Source organism: Rhizobium sp. BK313 (assembly GCF_014193655.1).
In the GTDB taxonomy this organism is placed as follows: domain Bacteria; phylum Pseudomonadota; class Alphaproteobacteria; order Rhizobiales; family Rhizobiaceae; genus Rhizobium.
Genome location: NZ_JACHZQ010000002.1, coordinates 660051 through 677728, shown reverse-complemented (window position 1 = coordinate 677728; position 17678 = coordinate 660051). Strand labels below are relative to the sequence as shown.

Genomic DNA, 17678 nt, shown 5'->3' with positions numbered 1-17678 from the left:
AACCTGCATTGCGCTCAGAACGCTCATCTGCGCCGAACTCAAAACATGGATCTGACCGGTCGTGAGCGCACCGATCTGACTGGATGTCAGCGCCGCAATCTGCGCCGTCTTCAACGCGGCGACCGTGGCAGTGGAGAGTAACGCAACATTGGCCGTGGAAAGCTTCGACAGGGCCAGCGCGCTGATGGCACCGATCTGGTCGCTCGACAACGTCGCGATATCCTGCGACGACAGCGCACCAACCTCTGCGGCAGAGAAAGCGGCGATCTGCGTCGTCGTCAATGAACCAATCTGCGTCGTCGACAATGCCGCGATCTGACTGGACGTCAGCGCTTTCACTTCGGTCGTGGAAAGCCCCCCAATCTGGACCGACGATAGAACGGCCAGTTGGTCTAGCCCCAAGCCCACTATGGCGCTTGCCGATATGGCGTTCATTTGCTTCGAGGTAAGAACAGCAACATCTTGCGTATCCAACGCGGCGATCTGGGCTGAGGTAAGCGCGTTGATTTGGTTAGTGCCCAGTGCTGCAACCTCGTCCGTGCTCAGAGAAGCGATCGTGGCAGTGGGGAGAGACCGGATCAGATTGACGGGCAGAGAAGAAATAATTGAAGTCATAGACGAGCGTTCCACAAATGTTAGCGTGATTTCGCCTTGTTCGCGCTGCCGGATTAGGCAGCTGCAGTGGCTTTCGGATAGCCGGCTGGCGATGGTTACAGAGATGCAGGAATAAACGCAGTTTCGAACTAACTAATTGCTTTTGTTTAAATATTTCCCGCGCTTATCGCCAGGATGTCTTCTTGTTAACATCTATAACAGGGACAGCTGATCCGAGGCTTGCGCGAGTAGGTCGCAAGCAGTGTCCCCAAGCCACCTGGGCCGATCGCGATCGTACCCTTCCTGTGATAGAGACCATAGCGCTTGGCGTGATTGGTGGAGGTCAATGCGACGAAGCGAAAACGATTCGGCACCAATGGCCGCCGTTGTTGAGCCGTGTCTTCGCCGCATTCACAATTGCCGTTGATCCGAGCACATAAACAAGCAAAGAGACAGCCAAAAGTTGATGGCTGCCGCGCATATGCCGTCCGATCGTTGTGTATTACCAACGTATGCGTTCATGCATCGCCAGACAACTACTATCGATATGCAAATTTATCGGAAATACAATTTCCAAGAGGTACTGTAATTGCCTGCAAGCATCGGAGATTATATGATTAATTTTGTGTAATATTTGTAATTACCAATTGTCTTTATCCGATACATCTGGCCTCTTTGATACTGCAGCGCCAAAAGCGGTGAGCAGGAAGCTCGTTGTCTGCAATTCCCGAGTTCCAGAGCAGGCAGTAACCAACGTGCATCGATCTTCGTTGCGCTGGCAGACGCCGGCTTACCAATGAGTTCTGATTTCGCAGCCGACGTGCATGTGTTGAACGATCGTCGGGCTTGAATATCGAAGACCGCAACCAAGCCAGTCATGCCGAGTTCATTTTGGAAATGCCCTCGCTTTCCTTTACTGAAAGTTGACGCATATGAATTTGTCGCCAGACGTCGCCTCGCCCTCACCGGCAGCACTCGTCGGAATTCTAAAGCAGGTTTCCGACCTGATGGCATCGGGGAACAGCCACGAAGCTATCAATAGCCTGCTGTCTGTGCAGGACCTTATCCGATCGCAGCCGTTGGCCTGCAACACGCTCGCCTATCTATTGCTGCATAGCGATAAACCGCAGGAAGCCATTCCCTGGTTCGAAGCAGTTCTTGCCGTCAATCCCGGTGACGCCCAGGGGATCTCGGGCCTCGGCCTGTCTTGCCAGGCTACAGGCGATCTTGTCCGGGCCCTGCAGTGCTACGAGGCGGCCCTGGTATTCCGTTGGAACCATGCGACTGCCTGGTATCATCATGGCGCCTTGCTAGCGCAGCTTGGACGTTTGCGCGAGGCACTTCCGAGCCTCGACAAGGCGATCGAACTCCAGGACGACTATGTCCTGGCGTTCACCAAACGCTGCCAGGTTCTGTCGGGGCTTGGCGACGTTTCGGGGGCGGCCTTGTCTGCCATGCGTTGTTGTCAGTTAGCGCCGAACGATGTGTCGTCCTGGCTGCTTTTCGGCGATCTTTGCATGAAGCACGACGACCTCGGGCACGCGATATCAGCCTACGACAGAGGGCTGGAAGTCTCGCCCACCAACTTTCAATGTCTCTACAACAAGGGATATGCTCTTAAGCAGACAGGGCAGAAGGAGGTTGCCCTGGCGCATGTGCGTGCCGCATTGCGTGTTGAGCCAGACAATAATGATGCACTGCTGTTCTGTGCCGGCATCGAACAGGAGCTCGGCAACACCGAGGAAGCATATGACTGCTTTCGCCGCGTCGCGGCCAAGGGCGTGGCTCGCAGTTACCGAGCACGACACCAGCCCGCGCGTTTTCAGGCGCTGCTGCTCTTTTCGCCGCTTTCCGGCAACACACCCTATGAAGATCTCATCAGTGACAGCTGCTATGACGCCGATGTCGTCCTCATCCTGCCAGGCCATCGTTGCGATCCGCAACTCGTCAATGCAGACGTGATCGTCAATCTGGTTTCAGAGGCCGATCTCAGACGAGATATTGTTGAACAGGTGGCGAATTTCGTCGATTCCCTTGAAAAGCCGGTGATCAATCATCCGCAATTGATCCTCGGCACTGATCGCGAGAGCATCGCGCAGCGGCTCGCAGGAATCGCCGGAACGGTCGTGCCGGCCACCATCCGCTTGGACGCGGCCGCATTGCACCAGTTCCTCTCCAGCAATAGTCTCCCGAGTTTCAATCTCATCGCCCGCCACGCAGGCACGCATGGGGGTGATAAGATGGAGTTGATCTCCACGCTCCAGGAGTTGCGGGCATTTGCCAAGGAGGCGGGCGATCGACCGCTCTATCTCACCGACTTCTTCGATTATAGGTCAGCCGACGGCTTTTACCGCAAGTATCGCTTCATCTTCGTCGGCGACGAAATCCTCCCTTATCATCTGGCAATCGGAGATGTTTGGAAAGTCCATCACGTGTCAACTCGTATGGCTGATCTCGAGTGGACGCGCAGAGAGGAGCAGGCGTTCCTCGAACGGCCCCATGAAGTCTTCGGGACGAAGGCCATGGCAGCGCTAGATGCGATCCGGCGAGAGGTTGGGCTCGATTACTTCGGCATCGATTGCTCCCTGGATTCTGAGGGCCGGGTTGTCGTGTTCGAGGTCAACGCTTCTATGTTGATACACCTTCACAACACGGGTTTCGAATATAAGACGCCGCATGTGATGAGGATCAAGCATGCATTCGAACGGCTGTTGGAGCAGCGAGCGAAGAACACTCAACGATCCGTGGAGTGCTCACCATCACAGTGGTCGAATGCCAGCGAAGTTGGATCTCAAAGGCGATTGGTCCGATAAGATGAGGCCGAGACGCGCCGCGCCGGAGTTCTGCGAACGAGAACGAAATACCGTGGCGCTGGTTTCAGTGCGATACCAATTCCTTCTTGACATCTCCCGGTACCCTACAATCTTCGCCTGAGGCAAAACGGAGGAGAGCGGATGTCAGGGACATGGTATATCGAGAGCTACGCGGAAGACGGGCTTTCCGCAGAAGGCTCTGAAGAGCATCAAACCTACGAGGCGGCGTTGAACGCCGTCAAGGCTATTTGCGAAGCAGGGAAAACGGCGCGCTTCATGGCGCCCGTAGGCGCAACTCGCGATCAAATCGATTCATTCACAATGCTCGGACTGGTACATAGGATTTAGCTGTAGTCGCTTTCATATGCGCCATGACAGTGCCCGATTCGATGCCGAGGAACGCTCGCTCTCGCTCGATCGTCAGGCAATCGACATCCACGCTGGCAAGGCCTGCGTGTCGAACTCGCTTTCGTCGACGAGGCGAGCGCGGACGAAGACCGGTCCGCTCTCATCCAACAGGACGGCGAAATAGTGGCCGGAGGCGTCGTGGATGCCGAGCAACGTCAGCAAGTCTTCGGTCGTGTACTTGGCGTCGCTAACGATTTTAGGGAAGGAGTGCCGGCGCTCCCGCGATACGCCAAGCGCGTCGAGATTGGCCTCGCGCAGCAACTGCAGACGAACGTAAATAGCGCGATCGCCGCTCATGTAATAGGCAGAGGGATAGGGCGGGTAGGTGCGGGCACGCAAGATGTTGATCAGGTCGCCGGCGCGATTGCGGCGGCCGAGATCGATGCGGCTGAGCGCGGCGAGTTCGGCCTTCTTATGGATGGTCGCATTCCGATGGTCCTGTGGCAGGCACGTGTTCGTGCCCCGCCTTATGTCCGGCCAAGTCTGCTTGAACAGGTCAACGAGGCCGCGCGTAATCTTCTCATGCAGGAGACCGCCCGTATCGGTTGCCTCAACCGCGACATGACGCTGGGCAATGACATCGCCGGTATCGATGCCGGAATCGATATAGTGGATGGTCGCGCCGGCCGGCGTGCGGTCTATGATTGGCCAGACATTGGTATGCCAGCCACGATTATAGGGCAGCATCGCCGAATGCAGGTTGATGCACCTCTTCGGAAAGATCTCCAGCAGGGACGGCTTGAGGATGGCGCCGAAGAACGCGGAAATGCCAATGTCGGGATCGAGCGCCTTGAGCTGCATCAGGGTCTCTTGGTCGCGCAGCTGGGTGGAGAGCCAGATCCTGTCGGCAGGCATTTGCAGCGCGCCGAGAATCTCCTCGCCAAAGCGCCGCTCCTCGGCGGGCTGGAGCACGAGGCCGACGATGGTCTCGCCACGCTGCCGAAGCCAGCGCGCGACTTCAAAGCCGCCCCAGTTATTGAGAAAAAGAACAACCCGTACCGCCACGTCAGGCACTGGCCGCCGCCCCCTGATCGGCGACAGCCCGCGTCGCGACGACAGACAGCTCGACACCGGGCAGCCGCTCAAGGTTTCGGACAACGCGGAAATACCGCTCCTGGAGGGATTTGAGGATCGGCGACTTCGGATCGAGCGGCAAACCGTCGATTGACTTCACGGGCACCAGTTCCGCCAACGTACCGCAAAGGGCGATCTCGTCGGCAATCAGCAACTCGGTCCGGTCGATCGGCCGGCGCTCGAACGGGATATCGGCGGAACGCGCCAACATCTCGACTATGTCAAGCGTGATACTCTCGAGCGCTCCCTCCGTGGCGGGGGTCGTAACGATCGTCCCATTGCGGACCATGACAAGGCACGAGCCCGTCGCCTCGGCGACGCGGCCGAAATGGTTCAATAGCACCATGTCTTGGCAGCCGCGGGCCTGGCCCTCAATGCGCGCCACGCGCGCGACCTGGTAATTGCTGCCAGCCTTGATGCGAGCCGGCAGCGAATCGTCCGGACTGCGACGCCAGGTGCTGACGCCTAGGTCGATCGGTTCCGGGGCCTTTTGCTCCTGATGGTAGGCGGTAACGACAAGATCCGCCACCGTACCCTCGCCCCAATGGCCCTCCACGGCAAAGAGCGTCGTGCGGAACCACATGTCGCGGTCCGGTTCAATCAGTGCCTCACTGAGCTCGGCAAGGGCATCGCGGTACGCGTCAAGCGACGTTTCGAAGGGAATGTGCAGCAGGCGCGCGGAGCGGTGCAAGCGTTCATAATGCTTCCGAAGCTGGACGATCCCGAAGTTGCCGCTCGGCTGCCAGTAGCCCTTGAGACCCTCGAAAACGTTGACGTTGCGGGTCACGGCTTCGCAGCCGACATGCAGCGTGGCGTCGGCCCAAGGCCTCAACCCACCCCTCATGAACACGAACTTCGGCTGCTGCAGCTTCGCCATGTGACGCTTGCCCCAACTTTATATGGTCCGGCGGCTAGACCTACCTTGGGTCGCCGAGGCATGAATGCTGACAGCGTGACATCAGCCGCCGCCGGTACATGAGAATAGTCTCTAATGCAGCCACGGAGCAATAAGGCATAAGGAGGATTGCACTAAGCAATTCGACTACGCAGAGTTGCCAAGGATAGAACCCGATCAGGGCGTTTCAACCGTTCGCAATGGCAATTTGAAGCATTGGCAACGTGCCTTGGCACAGAAACCGCCACAGGTATCGTCCGAGGCCGCGCGATTCGCCGGTGATCTAGCCGCGTCAAAGCCTGTCCGGCGCGCCGGCTACCCAACCAATCCATCGGGCTTTGTTATATTGGGTGTACTTCATTTTCCCATTGTTAATATCTTGGATGTCATAAATTCATCATCAATCTGTCATGACGACGCCCATCGACATGTTGCTGTCGAGTTGATTGGAAAACGGGCAATGAGGAAAGACCGTTGGCGGTAATCTGCTTTGCGGACGGCGGCGTGGGTCGCGTCGGCCGTATCGCCGCCAACCTGGTGGCGACACAATTGATATCGAAGGGCGAGAGCACTGCTCTTTATGACTGTTGGGGACAAGGCCACCCCGGCGAAGCGAATGCCGTATTCAAAGAGCCAATGGGAAGTGCCTCGCAACGTCAGCTTTCGAGCCGGCAATTTATCGATGATCTGCGCCGCTTGAGAGCATTGCATCACCATCTTGTTGTCGATGTGTCGGACGCTACGGATCAAACAACGGCCTTAGCTTTCAGCTTCGCGGACCTGACGCTAATCCCCCTTCGTCCGAGCAGCGTCGACATTTCACTCGTGACCAAAACCATTGAGCTGCTGGAAATTCTCTCGAACCACCGCCGCCGTTCGTTGCATCGTGCGGTCTTCCTGGTCGACGACCCGGCAACACTCGGTCCCAGCACCCATTTGCAGATATCTGGCCTTCTCATACGCAGAGGGCTGAAGACGCTGCCTGTGTGCTTGAACGACCAAAGTGCCGCTGACCATCTGGCGTCGCGACACAGAGACCGTGCCTTGATGGACATCGCAGATCCGGAGTCCACCGTAACCGCCCAGCCCGATATCAACGCATTCGTCGACTGTGTGCTTGAGTGTCTTTTTGAGAATAACGCAGGCGCGAAACGGAACGAAATGATCGTCAGCGGTGACTACAACTCTGTATCTTAACGGCAAGCGATAAAGGGATTGACCGTGCAGGCCAGGTTTCTGGCGCGGCCGCGGGACAAATTGTCGTATCCTGCCATGGCAGCCAGTGCTGTTTGGCTTGAATGGCCTAACAAAAATGGCGCCTCATTCTCTCACTTCAGTGGTTCTTGGTTGATCCTTTGCCTGTGGTGAAGTTGCAAGTCTTCATCTTGCAGCTCGGATTGTCGCTGGTCGGGACGCTGACGCTGCCCATTACACCTTGTCCTAGACATGACTTCGAATTCGAGACGTATCGGTTGTACATCATGAGACCTGGGCGACGTGAGGGATATCTCAGCACCACCGAGCCCTCCCGGGCGATCTTTTCGTGTATGGCCGAACAGGTCAACGATTTGGAATCGTACGTGGACATGGCCATCGCGTTCGTAGAAAACATCCCAATTGTCGCGAGTACAATGATCTTCTTCATAGGGTTTCCTTTCGTAGGCTGCGAGCCGCTGCCGGTAGAAATCCCATAGTCCTTCTTTCACATCGCGTTCATGACAGAATGCTAACTCACCGGCGCTCCGCGCTGAAATGACCGTTCGTGGTCTGCGAACAGGCTCATTTGCCGAGCAGGACTGAGCCTCAGTTCGTTTCGCCGTTGCTTCCGCACTGCTCTTGCTGGTGGGTGCGGGTAACTGAGCAAAGTCTTGAATCGATCCCGAACAGACAAAAAGCCCGGCGGAAATACCAGGCCCTCGTTCTTTGATCGGAGGTTAAGCCAAATCAAATCAGGTTAGAACGTGCGCTCAAAGCGGAGAATGCCCGAGAAGGTGTCATCGCCCGGTAGGTCGTAATGAACGTAGGTGACTTCCGGCTCTATGAGCAGGTTCTTGACCGGGTTGAACTTTACGTTCGTCGTTGCTTCGAACATCTTGGAATCCGTGTAGGCGAGCTGCAGGTTCCACTTCAGCTTGTCATTGAGCGGTACGCCAACGCCACCCCAAACCGCCCAGTCACCCCAGCCGCAATCCGCGCCGTGAACAATGCCATCAGAGGTGGTGCAAGCAGAGACGTTCTGGTTCGAACCGGCATACTGGTTGAGCTTGCTGCCGTCCGTGTTCCAGCCGCCCATCAGGAAGGCCGACAATATGCCGAAATCGGCGTCGATACGAGCCTTGATGGCGCCTTCTTCGACGATTGAGTCATATCCGCCGACAACCCTGAAGGACCATGCGTCGGCCTTATAGCCAGCACCTGCAACAACGTTCGGAAGATAGTGGTCGGCCTCGGACAATTGCCAAGCACCGCCATAAGCGGTGCTATCGGAGCTGGAGTTGGTGTCTTCGAGCGAAATTACAGCCGTGAAGCCGTTGCCGGCATCGTAGTTGTAGGTCATTTGGTTGAGTTCGTACGGGCCGTCATAGATTACGTCGTCCTGGATGACGTCGCCGGCGTAACCAACGAACTGGTTGTACTGTGAATCCGTCTTACCAACAGTAAAGCCGCCAAGATTGATATAGGCCCATAGCAGGGTTGTGCTGGTGCTGCCGCCGTCATTCCAATCCCAACGAACGATGGTGTCGGTCTTCAGCGGGCCGTATTCGGTATCGGTTGCCGTGTTGACGTTCAATTCTGCACGGGTATGCCACTTTGTACCGAAATCGCTATCGCGATTGTAAGGGTCCTTCCACTGACCTTCGGTACGCACCTTGCCGCCGATCCGAAGGCAGGTCTCAGTACCCGGGATGAAGAAATAACCGGCGCCGAATGCATCACAAATGCGAACATATTCGAGCGGCTCCGGCTCGGCAGCAACAACGGCATCGGCCGCACGAGCACCGGATGCGGCTGCAAGCGCGGCAATGGAGCCGAGGAGCAGGCTCTTGATGTTCATTGTAACTCCGTTCTTGATTTGAACTTGTGCGATTATCAAGCAGAAAAAGCTCGTCCGACACCAAGTTTCAGTCCTCAATCCGAAGCGCCAAGCTTCTGCCAGGCAGGATGTAGTTGCGACCTTTCGTTTGCAAGAACGTGACAATATGTGACAACACGCACATTAGCCTGTGTTGCTGAAGCATCGCAACTTCGAGGTCGATTCACGTTGGATCAGGCCAGATGGATTATATTAGTCTTTTCGATCAAAACCAATCAGCGATTTCTAATGCGTGGTTTGCCGGGGGTCGTGGCGTGGCTGGATTTGGCGGGCACCACAACATTCCACGTATTTTTTGCCCGAACCGCAAAGACATGGATCTTTGCTTCTGCGTTGCAACCGGCCGATGAGGGGCAGCAGAACTGCGGAAGGCAAGAACGCGATCACAAGAGCTGCCAGCTTGGCCGAAATGCCCGGCACGACGAGGCGACGACCGGATCTGAACCCGCGCCACGCGCGTTTGGCTACATACTCCGCGTCCAGCTTGGGCAAAATCTTGAATAGCGCCGCCCGATCGGCGCCGGATCTTTCGAGGAATTCTGTCGACACCGGTCCCGGAGCCACACATGTGACAATCACGCCGGTGCGACGCAATTCGTGATGGAGCGCTTCCGAAAACGAGCGAACGAAATTTTTGCTGGCATAGTATAAAGCCATGTTTGGCCCGGAAGTGAACCCGGCTATGGAACCAAGATTGAGCACGCCGCCACGCCCCCGCCTCACCATTCCCGGCAGGAAACGAAGGGTCAGGTCGCTGAGGGCGCGTATGTTGACATCAATGATTCCAAGTTGATCATCGATGGGGAGTGCCGTTGCCGGGCCACGCAAACCATAACCGGCACTGTTGACCAGGACATCGCAAATCAGACCGTTTGTGTATAGGAAATTCTCCAGACGCTCCGACGCGTCGCCGGCAAAGAGATCCAACTCAAGCGTAAACGCCTCGCCGCCAGCCTCCCGCACGTCGGTCGCGGCAGCGGCCAGGCCCTCCGGCGAACGCGCAACTAATACGACTGCAGAACGCTCGCCAGCCGCGACTTTGGCGATTGCCCTACCAATACCACGGGACGCACCGACGACAACGACAGCCGGCCGGAACTTATCTTGCAGGATCATATTGCCGTCCCTGAAGCTGCGGGGCTGGGAACCGCTCCGCTTTGAGCAAGGCTTTTCACTTCACCAGCCACGTCGCCGTTCAAGATCCTTTCGAATCGCTCCAGTGCTCGCGCAACATTGGCTCCATCCATGACCCTGTGGTCATAGTGGATACGAACAGTGACCAATCCATCCTCGTTGATCGGCCCGTAGTTGAGAAGCGTAGTCAAGGGCGTCAGGGGGTTGAGGGATTCTGCCCCGAGGCCGGAATAGACCGAAAGCTGGAAAGTGCCGAAAAAGCGGCCCCGCTTCCGCCCGATATTCAGCCCAAGCCACATCAATAGCCATCTGACCGGCGCTGGAGCGCGGGCAATCTTCAAGGCTCGCCGGAACTCCTTGATCTCCAGGACTGGACGCGATCGCGCCGCCTGGATCGATGCCTCCAGTTCGGCAATGGAGCAGGTCTCCGGCGACTTGATGGAGCTCAGCAGCACGACCCGCTCACCCTCGTACTCGCGCTCGTGCGCAATGGAAGCAACACTTACTGGGTACTCATACAGGTGTGGCCTCGGAAACTTGACGTAAGCGCGCCGTAGTTCCGGTATCTCCGCGGCGAGAAGCGCGTATCCCTTCAAGAAAAGTACGGTCCAGGAAGACCTGCTTTGCTGCGCCATTCTGGCCTTTTGGAGCGGGCCGAGGTTCATCTGCCGCTGCACCGTGACCCGTGGCACTCCGATCGAGAACCTCATAAGGTCCCCGACAAGGCGTCGTGGCGCCGAAAGCTTGATGGCTCGGCCTTGCATCAATGCACCTCTAGTAGAGATAAGGGATAATTCGCTTGGTCTTCTCCATATAGGCGCGATAGCGCTGGCCGAAGACGTCCAACATCATACGCTCTTCCTTGTCCACCCGTAGGAAAAAAAGGATTGCGAAACCGACCAAGCCTGCTAGCCCCATCACCCAGTTCGACAGCAGAAAGGCCTGACCCAGGCCCATAAGCAGGAAAGAGGTGTACATCGGGTGGCGGACGAGAGCGTATGGCCCGCCGCAGACCAGTTCGTGCTGGTCGCGAATCTCCAGCGTAATAGACCAGTTCCGACCCAATTCCTTGTGGGTTCTGCGAAAGACCCACATTGCGGCGATGAAGAATATCGCTCCGACGACGACGGCCCACGGGCGCGTCGGATAATCGGCCGCAGCCGGGATGCCGGTGGCAACGTAGAAGCCGGGCAAGATCGCGAGGCCGAGGAGAGCAGATGCAAGCCCCACCGCCTCAGAAAGCGAGCGGCGGTTGCTGACAACTCGCACGCGCTTGGCGCGGCGCTCGAAAGGATACCGAATAACATACCAGGTGACGACGCCGAGCACCCACACGATCTCGCCAACAGCAGCTACCGATATGCTCAAATCAAGTCACCGAAGCCTTTCTGCGATATGCGATCGATTTTGGTTGCCCGATCGCGTTTAACTGTTCATCTCTCTCAGATCTGTAATGAATTGTTGCGGCCTGAGCCAGATGCCGGGGGTCTTATACCCCATGTGTCGCGCGATGTCCCCAACAAAGGCGTTGCAATTGTAGACCGACGCCTCCCACAGTTTGCTTCTCGCCTGAAGTTTGCGGATATACGCTACCGCATCCTCGTATTTGGCGTCCGTGAGCATAACCCGCCAGCTTGCCGACCTATACTGCTCTTCCAGGTCACCGTCGGTTTCCCCGGTCGTAGCCGGCACCGGCACGAAATGGCCAATGACGTAGGGCGCGGCATCAGGCGAGGCCGGCGCAAGGCCTGCAACCTCCCTTTCGATCATATTTCCATTCGCGTCCGCGCGCCCGAATATAACATAGGTGTGCCCATAGGTGAGCGCGTAGCGCGAGCGAAACTCGATAAAGCGCCCGCTGGACTTGTTATTGGTCGTCGCGACCTTTGACTGGCCACGAGCGTCCGACATGTAATGTGGTTGGGGACTTTTGTCTTCCGTCTGGCATGATGAAACTACAAACGCCAGCATTATTACAAGCGATAGACCGCCTCTTCCAAGCGTCATCACCCATGCTCCATCTTTCAAGCCCTGATGAGCGCAAACCTGGAAAGCAACCTACCAACCACTCTTGGTCGTGCAGTGAGCCGCTATACCAGTCCCGCCGGATACCATGTCGGGCGCAATGAGCCTTTGCCCTTTACGCCCGACAAAGGTCAGTTGTTACTTATATACAGGCGCCGCTGTTTCAGCGGGTGGCGGAGCCTTCCCCTTGCCTTTACCAATCGACCCACAGGCGTTCAGGCTGGCAACCGAAAACAAGGCAACTAGTGCCATAATTAGAATCCTGCTCATCAAGTAGTCCTCTCTTCACAACAAAGGGGTTGTCGAAAACAAGTCTCCACTTATCAAGCATCCACTAATAGTAGAAAACAACACCGATGCCTAGTGCAGAAAGGACACAGTCAGCATTCGGTTTGCAGTTGCCAAGCTATTCCACAGTGGCCCGGACATAGGTGGCGCAACCGCCGGTATCGAGCGCAAGCCCATCAGATAAGTCATTCCATCGTTGCCAAAGGGCCGCGGCTATAGACGTCAACGATGTCCTTGTTTGTCAAATGGATGCATCCATTTGAGTAAGTTTGGCCGATCACCCCTGGCTCATCGTGTCCTGCTCGTCGCCGTTCTCTACGACTGATGAAACGTCTTGCATGAAACCTCCGCCCATGCTCGAATAGGTTGCGTTAGGTAACGGGATGGATAAGATGAAGCTCGGTTTCGAAGGAAAAATCGCGGTTGTAACCGGTGCCGGCTCCGGAATAGGCGCCGCTGTTTCACGGCAACTCGGTGAGGAAGGGGCTGAGGTCGTTGTTGCCGATCTAGACCTCGATGCTGCGCATCGCATCGCCACGGAGATCCGTTCGCATGGAGGCAAAGCCCATGAATTTGCGATCGATGTCGCCGACCCCGAAGCTGTCGAAAAGTTGGTCAAGTTCACCATCCAGACATGCGATGGCCTGCACCTGGCGGTTAACAATGCGGGAATCGACGGCGCCCGAAAAGCGACGGCAGACTACCCTCTCGACAGCTGGCTCAAGTTGATAAACGTCAATTTAAATGGCGTTTTCTACTGCATGAAATATGAGATCGCCGCTATGCTCGAACGTGGCGGAGGCGCCATCGTCAACATCTCTTCCGTTCTCGGTTCTGTCGGATTGCCGACCACACCGGCATATACAGCGGCCAAACATGGGGTTGTTGGACTGACCAAGGTTGCCGCGATGGAGTATGCGAGAATGGGGATCCGCATCAATGCCGTGGGGCCAGGCTGGATAGAAACGCCACTCCTATCGGAGCACCTGGAGCTAGCCAGCACCCGGCGCATGGCGGCGCTTCAACCGATGGGCCGGCGCGGGAAGCCGGAAGAAGTGGCGGCTCTCGTGTGCTTCCTCTTGTCCGAACAGGCCAGCTTCATCACCGGAAGCCACCATCTGGTCGACGGAGCTTACACCGCCCACTAGTTATTTGATCCCGCCATTTGATGGTGCATCATTCGCATTGGAGCGGGGAATGCGCACTGGGTCAGTGTCCGACATCAGCGCTCTTTAGACTGAGTAAGAAGAAGGGAATTCTGGAGCGTCGCAGCTTCGTTGAAGGAGCGAAGAAGGGACAGGAAAACCGGGCCTGGCAACTCGCGAGAATCTATTCGTTTCCTGAGGAGATTTCGAATGCATTCCGGAGCTTGAACGCCGGACCGCCTTATTATGCCAAGGCGGCCTGGATCCTTCAGACTCCCGCTAGGATAGTTCTATTTTGGTTCCGCAACCGTTCCGCATATATTAGGAACTGGAAAATCTAACGACAACAGATCATAGGGCCGGAAAGGCGAAAAGTTCGTGCAAGGTTGCCAGCATCGCCAAAACCGCCGCACTTTCGCATCTGTAATAGATCGATTGCGCATCTCGGCGGGTTTGGACAAGGTTCCTCGATCGTAGTTTGCTAAGATGTTGCGACAACGCTGATTGCGTCATGCCAATAGCTTCATTCAATTCGCCCACGCGGACTTCGCCTTGGCTCAAAAGCCTCAAGATTGTCAGGCGCGTAGGATTGGACATCGCATCGAGCAGCGCAGCGGAATCGGCTATATTAAACATGCAAGATGCCCTTAGACTTATGGATCTGGACATCTAATACAGCTATGCCGGGAAAATTTCCAGCCCTCCATTTTGGCATTCGTGAGCACGCGAGCACAAGACTGTCGAACGTTAGGCAGCACTTGCGTTGATTATTGCCGGCTTCAAAGGCTCCGGCCGTCCAAACAGATAACCCTGAAATGCGGTGGCCCCGGCAAGACGCGCCAGTTGGTGATGCTCTGTGGTCTCGATACCTTCGGCTATGACCCTGAAGCCGAGTGTTTCGCCAAGCTTTCCCACCCCCGAAACGAACACTTGCGCAATCGGATCGTCGGCGAGCTTCTGCACGTAGCTCTTGTCAATCTTGATGGTATCGAACGGCATGTCGCGTAAGAAAGCAAAGCCGCTATTGCCAGTACCGAAGTCATCGAGCGACAAACGGAAGCCCATGCGTTTCAGTTCGCTTACGGTAGCGACAACGGCAGGCGTCGCGTTGAGGCCAACTGTTTCGGTCACCTCCAGCACGAACATTTCGGCACGACATCCGGTTTCGCGCAGCACGTCGCGCAGCATCGGCACAAGACGATCATGCAGGAATTGCGCGCCGGAAACGTTGATCGAGATCACCTTGAACCCGCTTCGCTCATAGTCGCGGCAAACTTGACGAAATACCCACTCCCCAAGATGGTCGATCAATGCGGACTGCTCTGCGATCGGGATGAATTCATCGGGTGGTATGATAGCGCCTCGGATGGGATCACGCCAACGCACAAGCGCTTCGGCACCTATGACCTCACCGTCGCTGCCGATCACAGGCTGGTAATAGACGGCGAGATGGTTGAGAAGAATGGCAGACCGAAGATTCCGGGTGATCTGACGCTCACGCATTTGGCTGTGTTGCATGTCCGCATCAAAGAAAACGAACTGATTGCGGCCATTGCGTTTGGCTTCGTAAAGGGCAACGTCGGCGCGCGTTAGCAGAGCGTCAGCGAAGCCGGCATGGAGTGGTGCTTGGGCGATACCGATCGATATGCCGTCATAGCTACGACTATCGTCGCGTCTCAGCAGCTCCCGCAGCTTATCCATGAAGCTGGCGATCTCGGCGCTCAACAAGTGATAGTCGGTGTCGTCTGCGACCACCGCAAATTCATCGCCGCCAATTCTGCCGACGATCCAGTTCGATCGCGCCGACGCCACCTCAACCAGGGTTTTGAGAACGCGGTCACCGACCGTGTGCCCGAACGTGTCGTTAATCCGCTTGAAGTAGTCGACATCGATCAGCATCAAGGTGAAATCGGGTGTCGGCTTCCTGGCGATCTGCCTTGTGCGGATTGCACTCAATCGGTCTTCGAGAAGCTCCATGAAACGACTGCGCGAAAACGCATGGGTGAGACTATCGCGTTCAACGACCGACTCCCTCTCCTGATCATGCTCCTCGATTTGTTGCCGCGCCCTTCTTAGGCGAAATACGCCCGCAACTGTCGCAACGAACGCAATGACGAGTGTCTCGATATCGAACCCATGATTGATGATGATGCGGCTGAAGCTGAGATGCGGATTAAAATGGATGAGGAATCTCAGGCCAAGTGCCATTGCCAGAGCTGAGATAGCGATCACTTGGAGCAGCCGGATCAGGCCGATGTGGCTGCGAAATTGGGGCTTGGCTTTCACCGCGGGGCACTCAAAAACTTTGCGTTATTCCGTCAGATACCTTCATTTGCTTACCGGCCGATGAATCCGAACGGCAGTAATGTATCAATCGGAAATACACAATCATTCGCAGACCGGGGTTGGCTTGCGGCCTCGCAGTGGCTGGGGATTGAAAGTTATTGCAAGTTTGGCCTCTTGGCCAAGGCATGGGGTGCGCGAACAACCTAGTCGCGACGTTCGGCACGCGTCAGCGCTCCGGCACGTCTTCTCCGCAAGCCTGCTACCGTCGGTCATGCCTGTCCGGTTGACGCGGTAAGGCTGCCATACGCATCACCACAGAAGTATAACCGCTCTCGCTCACGGCGGGTAGCGACAGGCGATTCAAAGCACAACTTTAGCGAATATTTATGATGGTGAAGACAAACGACCCGGCGGCGACGCATACCGCAACAGTTGCATAGTAATCCATGTTCAATCCCTCCTCACAGCCGCATATAAACACGCTAAGGAGCCATATGTTCACTTGTGCGATACGACAATGATTTCATCGCGCACTTTTTTTGTCCCAGGGATTCGCGCCGTTACTACTCGATGGTCATTTCACTGAATGGAAATCGGCGTAAAATATAGTTCAAAGGCCAGCTTAGCTCTCCAGAGCTCCGGTTTTCATGCGTGCCCGAACCCGATGGCGCAGATAACAAAAACCCAGCGCCCCTCACACGCAGGCTTTTCGTTCCACCGCGACACCCTCACCTCTTGGAACGAGATAGGAGCAGACAAGGGCAAGCATCATGGCCGGCAACACCCGGTCGCATGGGTCGCTGCCTCTGGCCAGTCGCGCCAAGGTGATCTCCGGGGGTCTTGTGACTAATTGGTCATGGCTTGTGGTCCACAATCACCAGAACAAGCCACAGCAGCTTGCACGCGATATGCAATGCCTGGTCTTGAGCGAATGTCGTCTTACCGCGAATCTTTGCCTCATCGATGATGGTATGGAGCACCCACTCCGCAAGCCCGAGCCAAACATTCCCCGTCACTAGTGCGACGCCCGCACCGTGAATGCCAGCATGGGCAATGAGATGATAGACCCGCAGCGGGCCCTTGGCTTTCGCGTCGGAGAGGAATTGGCCCTGCAGCGGGTAATCGCAGATCCAATGCGTACCGAGCAGCATTAGGAAGAGTGTAAGCCATGCTTCCATCAGACACCTGTTTTCTGGGGCCGCCCCAAAGAGCTTAAATTGGCTTTCGCCTATGGATCTTTCGGGGTCATGGCCTGCTGCTGGTTTTTCGGATACGGGGTTAAGCTAACCCACCTTGGTTTCAAAATTGTTGGAACTGACATAGCCCTGCATGGGAGTAACGACGCTTCGCATTGTAGAAGCATTCGATCTAATCGAACACATCCGTCTCGTCCCAGAGGTTGCTGGATCGGCCCGTCGAACAGATCATGCCCCGGTCGGGCATCAGTCCTCTGCTCCTGAGGGGATATCCTCTTCGGCGACAAGCCCTTCTCGTAGTCCGATTTTGATATGAAGCTTAGATGAACACTACCGTCACGCTTGGTTCATTTGCTCAGGATTACCTTTGAATCAACGTCCTAAGCGACGTTGTAGGACAGCAAATGTCAATCGGAGAAAACCCGTGAACAAGTTCCTCATCGCTTCTGCAATCGCCCTCGCTTCGCTTGCAGCCACAAGTCTTCCATCCCAAGCTGCTTCGGTAGAAGTTATCACCGGCGGCGGCCCTTATTATCATCGCCATCACTACCAGGAGCGCGCCGACTGGGACTATCGCCATCACCATCGTGACTGTTTTACAAAGGTCGTAAAGGAATGGCACCACGGCCACAGGGTGGTCACAGAACAGCGAATTTGCCGTTAGTTCTTTGCTATATCGGCCCGGCCCTTGCGCCGGGCCTTTTCACATGGTGCCCGAATTTACGC

At 56.1% G+C, this 17678-nt stretch carries 16 protein-coding genes and 2 pseudogenes; 6 read left to right on the top strand and 12 right to left on the bottom strand.

What is annotated here, in order from left to right:
• A pseudogene (locus FHT86_RS15430) lies at nucleotides 1-615 on the bottom strand (hypothetical protein); the annotation flags it as partial.
• Between the two features lie 911 nt (nucleotides 616-1526).
• On the opposite strand from FHT86_RS15430, the pseudogene FHT86_RS38905 reads away from it, so the two are divergent.
• From FHT86_RS38905 to FHT86_RS15420, 3 genes and pseudogenes are all read left to right on the top strand, one after another.
• Nucleotides 1527-1961: pseudogene (locus tag FHT86_RS38905) on the top strand (tetratricopeptide repeat protein); the annotation flags it as partial.
• 150 nt (nucleotides 1962-2111) lie between these two features.
• Nucleotides 2112-3407, top strand: coding sequence for a tetratricopeptide repeat protein (locus FHT86_RS15425; protein WP_246779521.1), 1296 nt, complete (start codon nucleotides 2112-2114; stop codon nucleotides 3405-3407).
• 141 nt (nucleotides 3408-3548) lie between these two features.
• Nucleotides 3549-3755 (top strand): hypothetical protein, encoded by a 207-nt coding sequence (locus FHT86_RS15420; RefSeq protein ID WP_133707663.1) that lies wholly within the window; start codon nucleotides 3549-3551, stop codon nucleotides 3753-3755.
• Between the two features lie 72 nt (nucleotides 3756-3827).
• Here the strand turns inward: FHT86_RS15420 and FHT86_RS15415 are convergent, their stop codons facing one another.
• Both FHT86_RS15415 and FHT86_RS15410 read right to left on the bottom strand, forming a co-directional pair.
• Nucleotides 3828-4829, bottom strand: coding sequence for a methionyl-tRNA formyltransferase (locus FHT86_RS15415; protein WP_133707662.1), 1002 nt, complete (start codon nucleotides 4827-4829; stop codon nucleotides 3828-3830).
• Nucleotides 4822-5766, bottom strand: coding sequence for an aminotransferase class IV (locus FHT86_RS15410; protein WP_133707661.1), 945 nt, complete (start codon nucleotides 5764-5766; stop codon nucleotides 4822-4824). The genes FHT86_RS15415 and FHT86_RS15410 overlap by 8 nt, the downstream gene beginning before the upstream one ends.
• A gap of 492 nt (nucleotides 5767-6258) precedes the next feature.
• Here FHT86_RS15410 and FHT86_RS15405 point away from each other — a divergent pair, with 492 nt between their 5' ends.
• A complete protein-coding gene (locus FHT86_RS15405) occupies nucleotides 6259-6981 on the top strand; it encodes a hypothetical protein (RefSeq protein WP_133707660.1) in 723 nt (240 codons plus the stop codon).
• Nucleotides 6982-7738: 757 nt separating this feature from the next.
• Here the strand turns inward: FHT86_RS15405 and FHT86_RS15400 are convergent.
• The 6 genes from FHT86_RS15400 to FHT86_RS38060 form a co-directional block, all read right to left on the bottom strand.
• Nucleotides 7739-8839, bottom strand: coding sequence for a porin (locus tag FHT86_RS15400; protein WP_133707658.1), 1101 nt, complete (start codon nucleotides 8837-8839; stop codon nucleotides 7739-7741).
• A gap of 264 nt (nucleotides 8840-9103) precedes the next feature.
• Entirely contained in the window at nucleotides 9104-9994 is an 891-nt protein-coding gene (locus FHT86_RS15395; RefSeq protein WP_133707657.1) for an SDR family oxidoreductase, read from the bottom strand.
• Nucleotides 9991-10776 carry a hypothetical protein gene (locus FHT86_RS15390; RefSeq protein ID WP_133707656.1) on the bottom strand — a complete coding sequence of 262 codons (786 nt, stop codon included), beginning with the start codon at nucleotides 10774-10776 and terminating at the stop codon, nucleotides 9991-9993. The genes FHT86_RS15395 and FHT86_RS15390 overlap by 4 nt, the downstream gene beginning before the upstream one ends.
• Before the next feature lie 10 nt (nucleotides 10777-10786).
• Nucleotides 10787-11374 (bottom strand): protein-S-isoprenylcysteine O-methyltransferase, encoded by a 588-nt coding sequence (locus FHT86_RS15385; protein ID WP_133707886.1) that lies wholly within the window; start codon nucleotides 11372-11374, stop codon nucleotides 10787-10789.
• A 63-nt stretch (nucleotides 11375-11437) separates the two neighbouring features.
• Entirely contained in the window at nucleotides 11438-12019 is a 582-nt protein-coding gene (locus FHT86_RS15380) for a hypothetical protein (RefSeq protein ID WP_133707655.1), read from the bottom strand.
• Between the two features lie 156 nt (nucleotides 12020-12175).
• A complete protein-coding gene (locus FHT86_RS38060) occupies nucleotides 12176-12307 on the bottom strand; it encodes an ABC transporter (protein WP_133707654.1) in 132 nt (43 codons plus the stop codon).
• A 410-nt stretch (nucleotides 12308-12717) separates the two neighbouring features.
• Here FHT86_RS38060 and FHT86_RS15375 point away from each other — a divergent pair, with 410 nt between their 5' ends.
• On the top strand, nucleotides 12718-13473 hold the full coding sequence (locus tag FHT86_RS15375; protein WP_133707653.1) for an SDR family NAD(P)-dependent oxidoreductase: 756 nt from the start codon (nucleotides 12718-12720) through the stop codon (nucleotides 13471-13473).
• Between the two features lie 348 nt (nucleotides 13474-13821).
• On the opposite strand, the gene FHT86_RS15370 is transcribed toward FHT86_RS15375, so the two are convergent.
• From FHT86_RS15370 to FHT86_RS15360, 3 genes are all read right to left on the bottom strand, one after another.
• Complete coding sequence (locus FHT86_RS15370; RefSeq protein ID WP_133707652.1) at nucleotides 13822-14106, bottom strand: ArsR/SmtB family transcription factor; 285 nt, start codon at nucleotides 14104-14106, stop codon at nucleotides 13822-13824.
• Nucleotides 14107-14217: 111 nt separating this feature from the next.
• On the bottom strand, nucleotides 14218-15756 hold the full coding sequence (locus tag FHT86_RS15365; protein ID WP_133707651.1) for a putative bifunctional diguanylate cyclase/phosphodiesterase: 1539 nt from the start codon (nucleotides 15754-15756) through the stop codon (nucleotides 14218-14220).
• 854 nt (nucleotides 15757-16610) lie between these two features.
• Nucleotides 16611-16934: a DUF3307 domain-containing protein gene (locus tag FHT86_RS15360; RefSeq protein ID WP_133707650.1), complete on the bottom strand. Its 324-nt coding sequence runs from the start codon at nucleotides 16932-16934 to the stop codon at nucleotides 16611-16613.
• 442 nt (nucleotides 16935-17376) lie between these two features.
• Between FHT86_RS15360 and FHT86_RS15355 the strand changes: the two genes are divergently transcribed.
• On the top strand, nucleotides 17377-17616 hold the full coding sequence (locus FHT86_RS15355; protein WP_133707649.1) for a hypothetical protein: 240 nt from the start codon (nucleotides 17377-17379) through the stop codon (nucleotides 17614-17616).
• The last annotated feature ends 62 nt before the right edge of the window (nucleotides 17617-17678 follow it).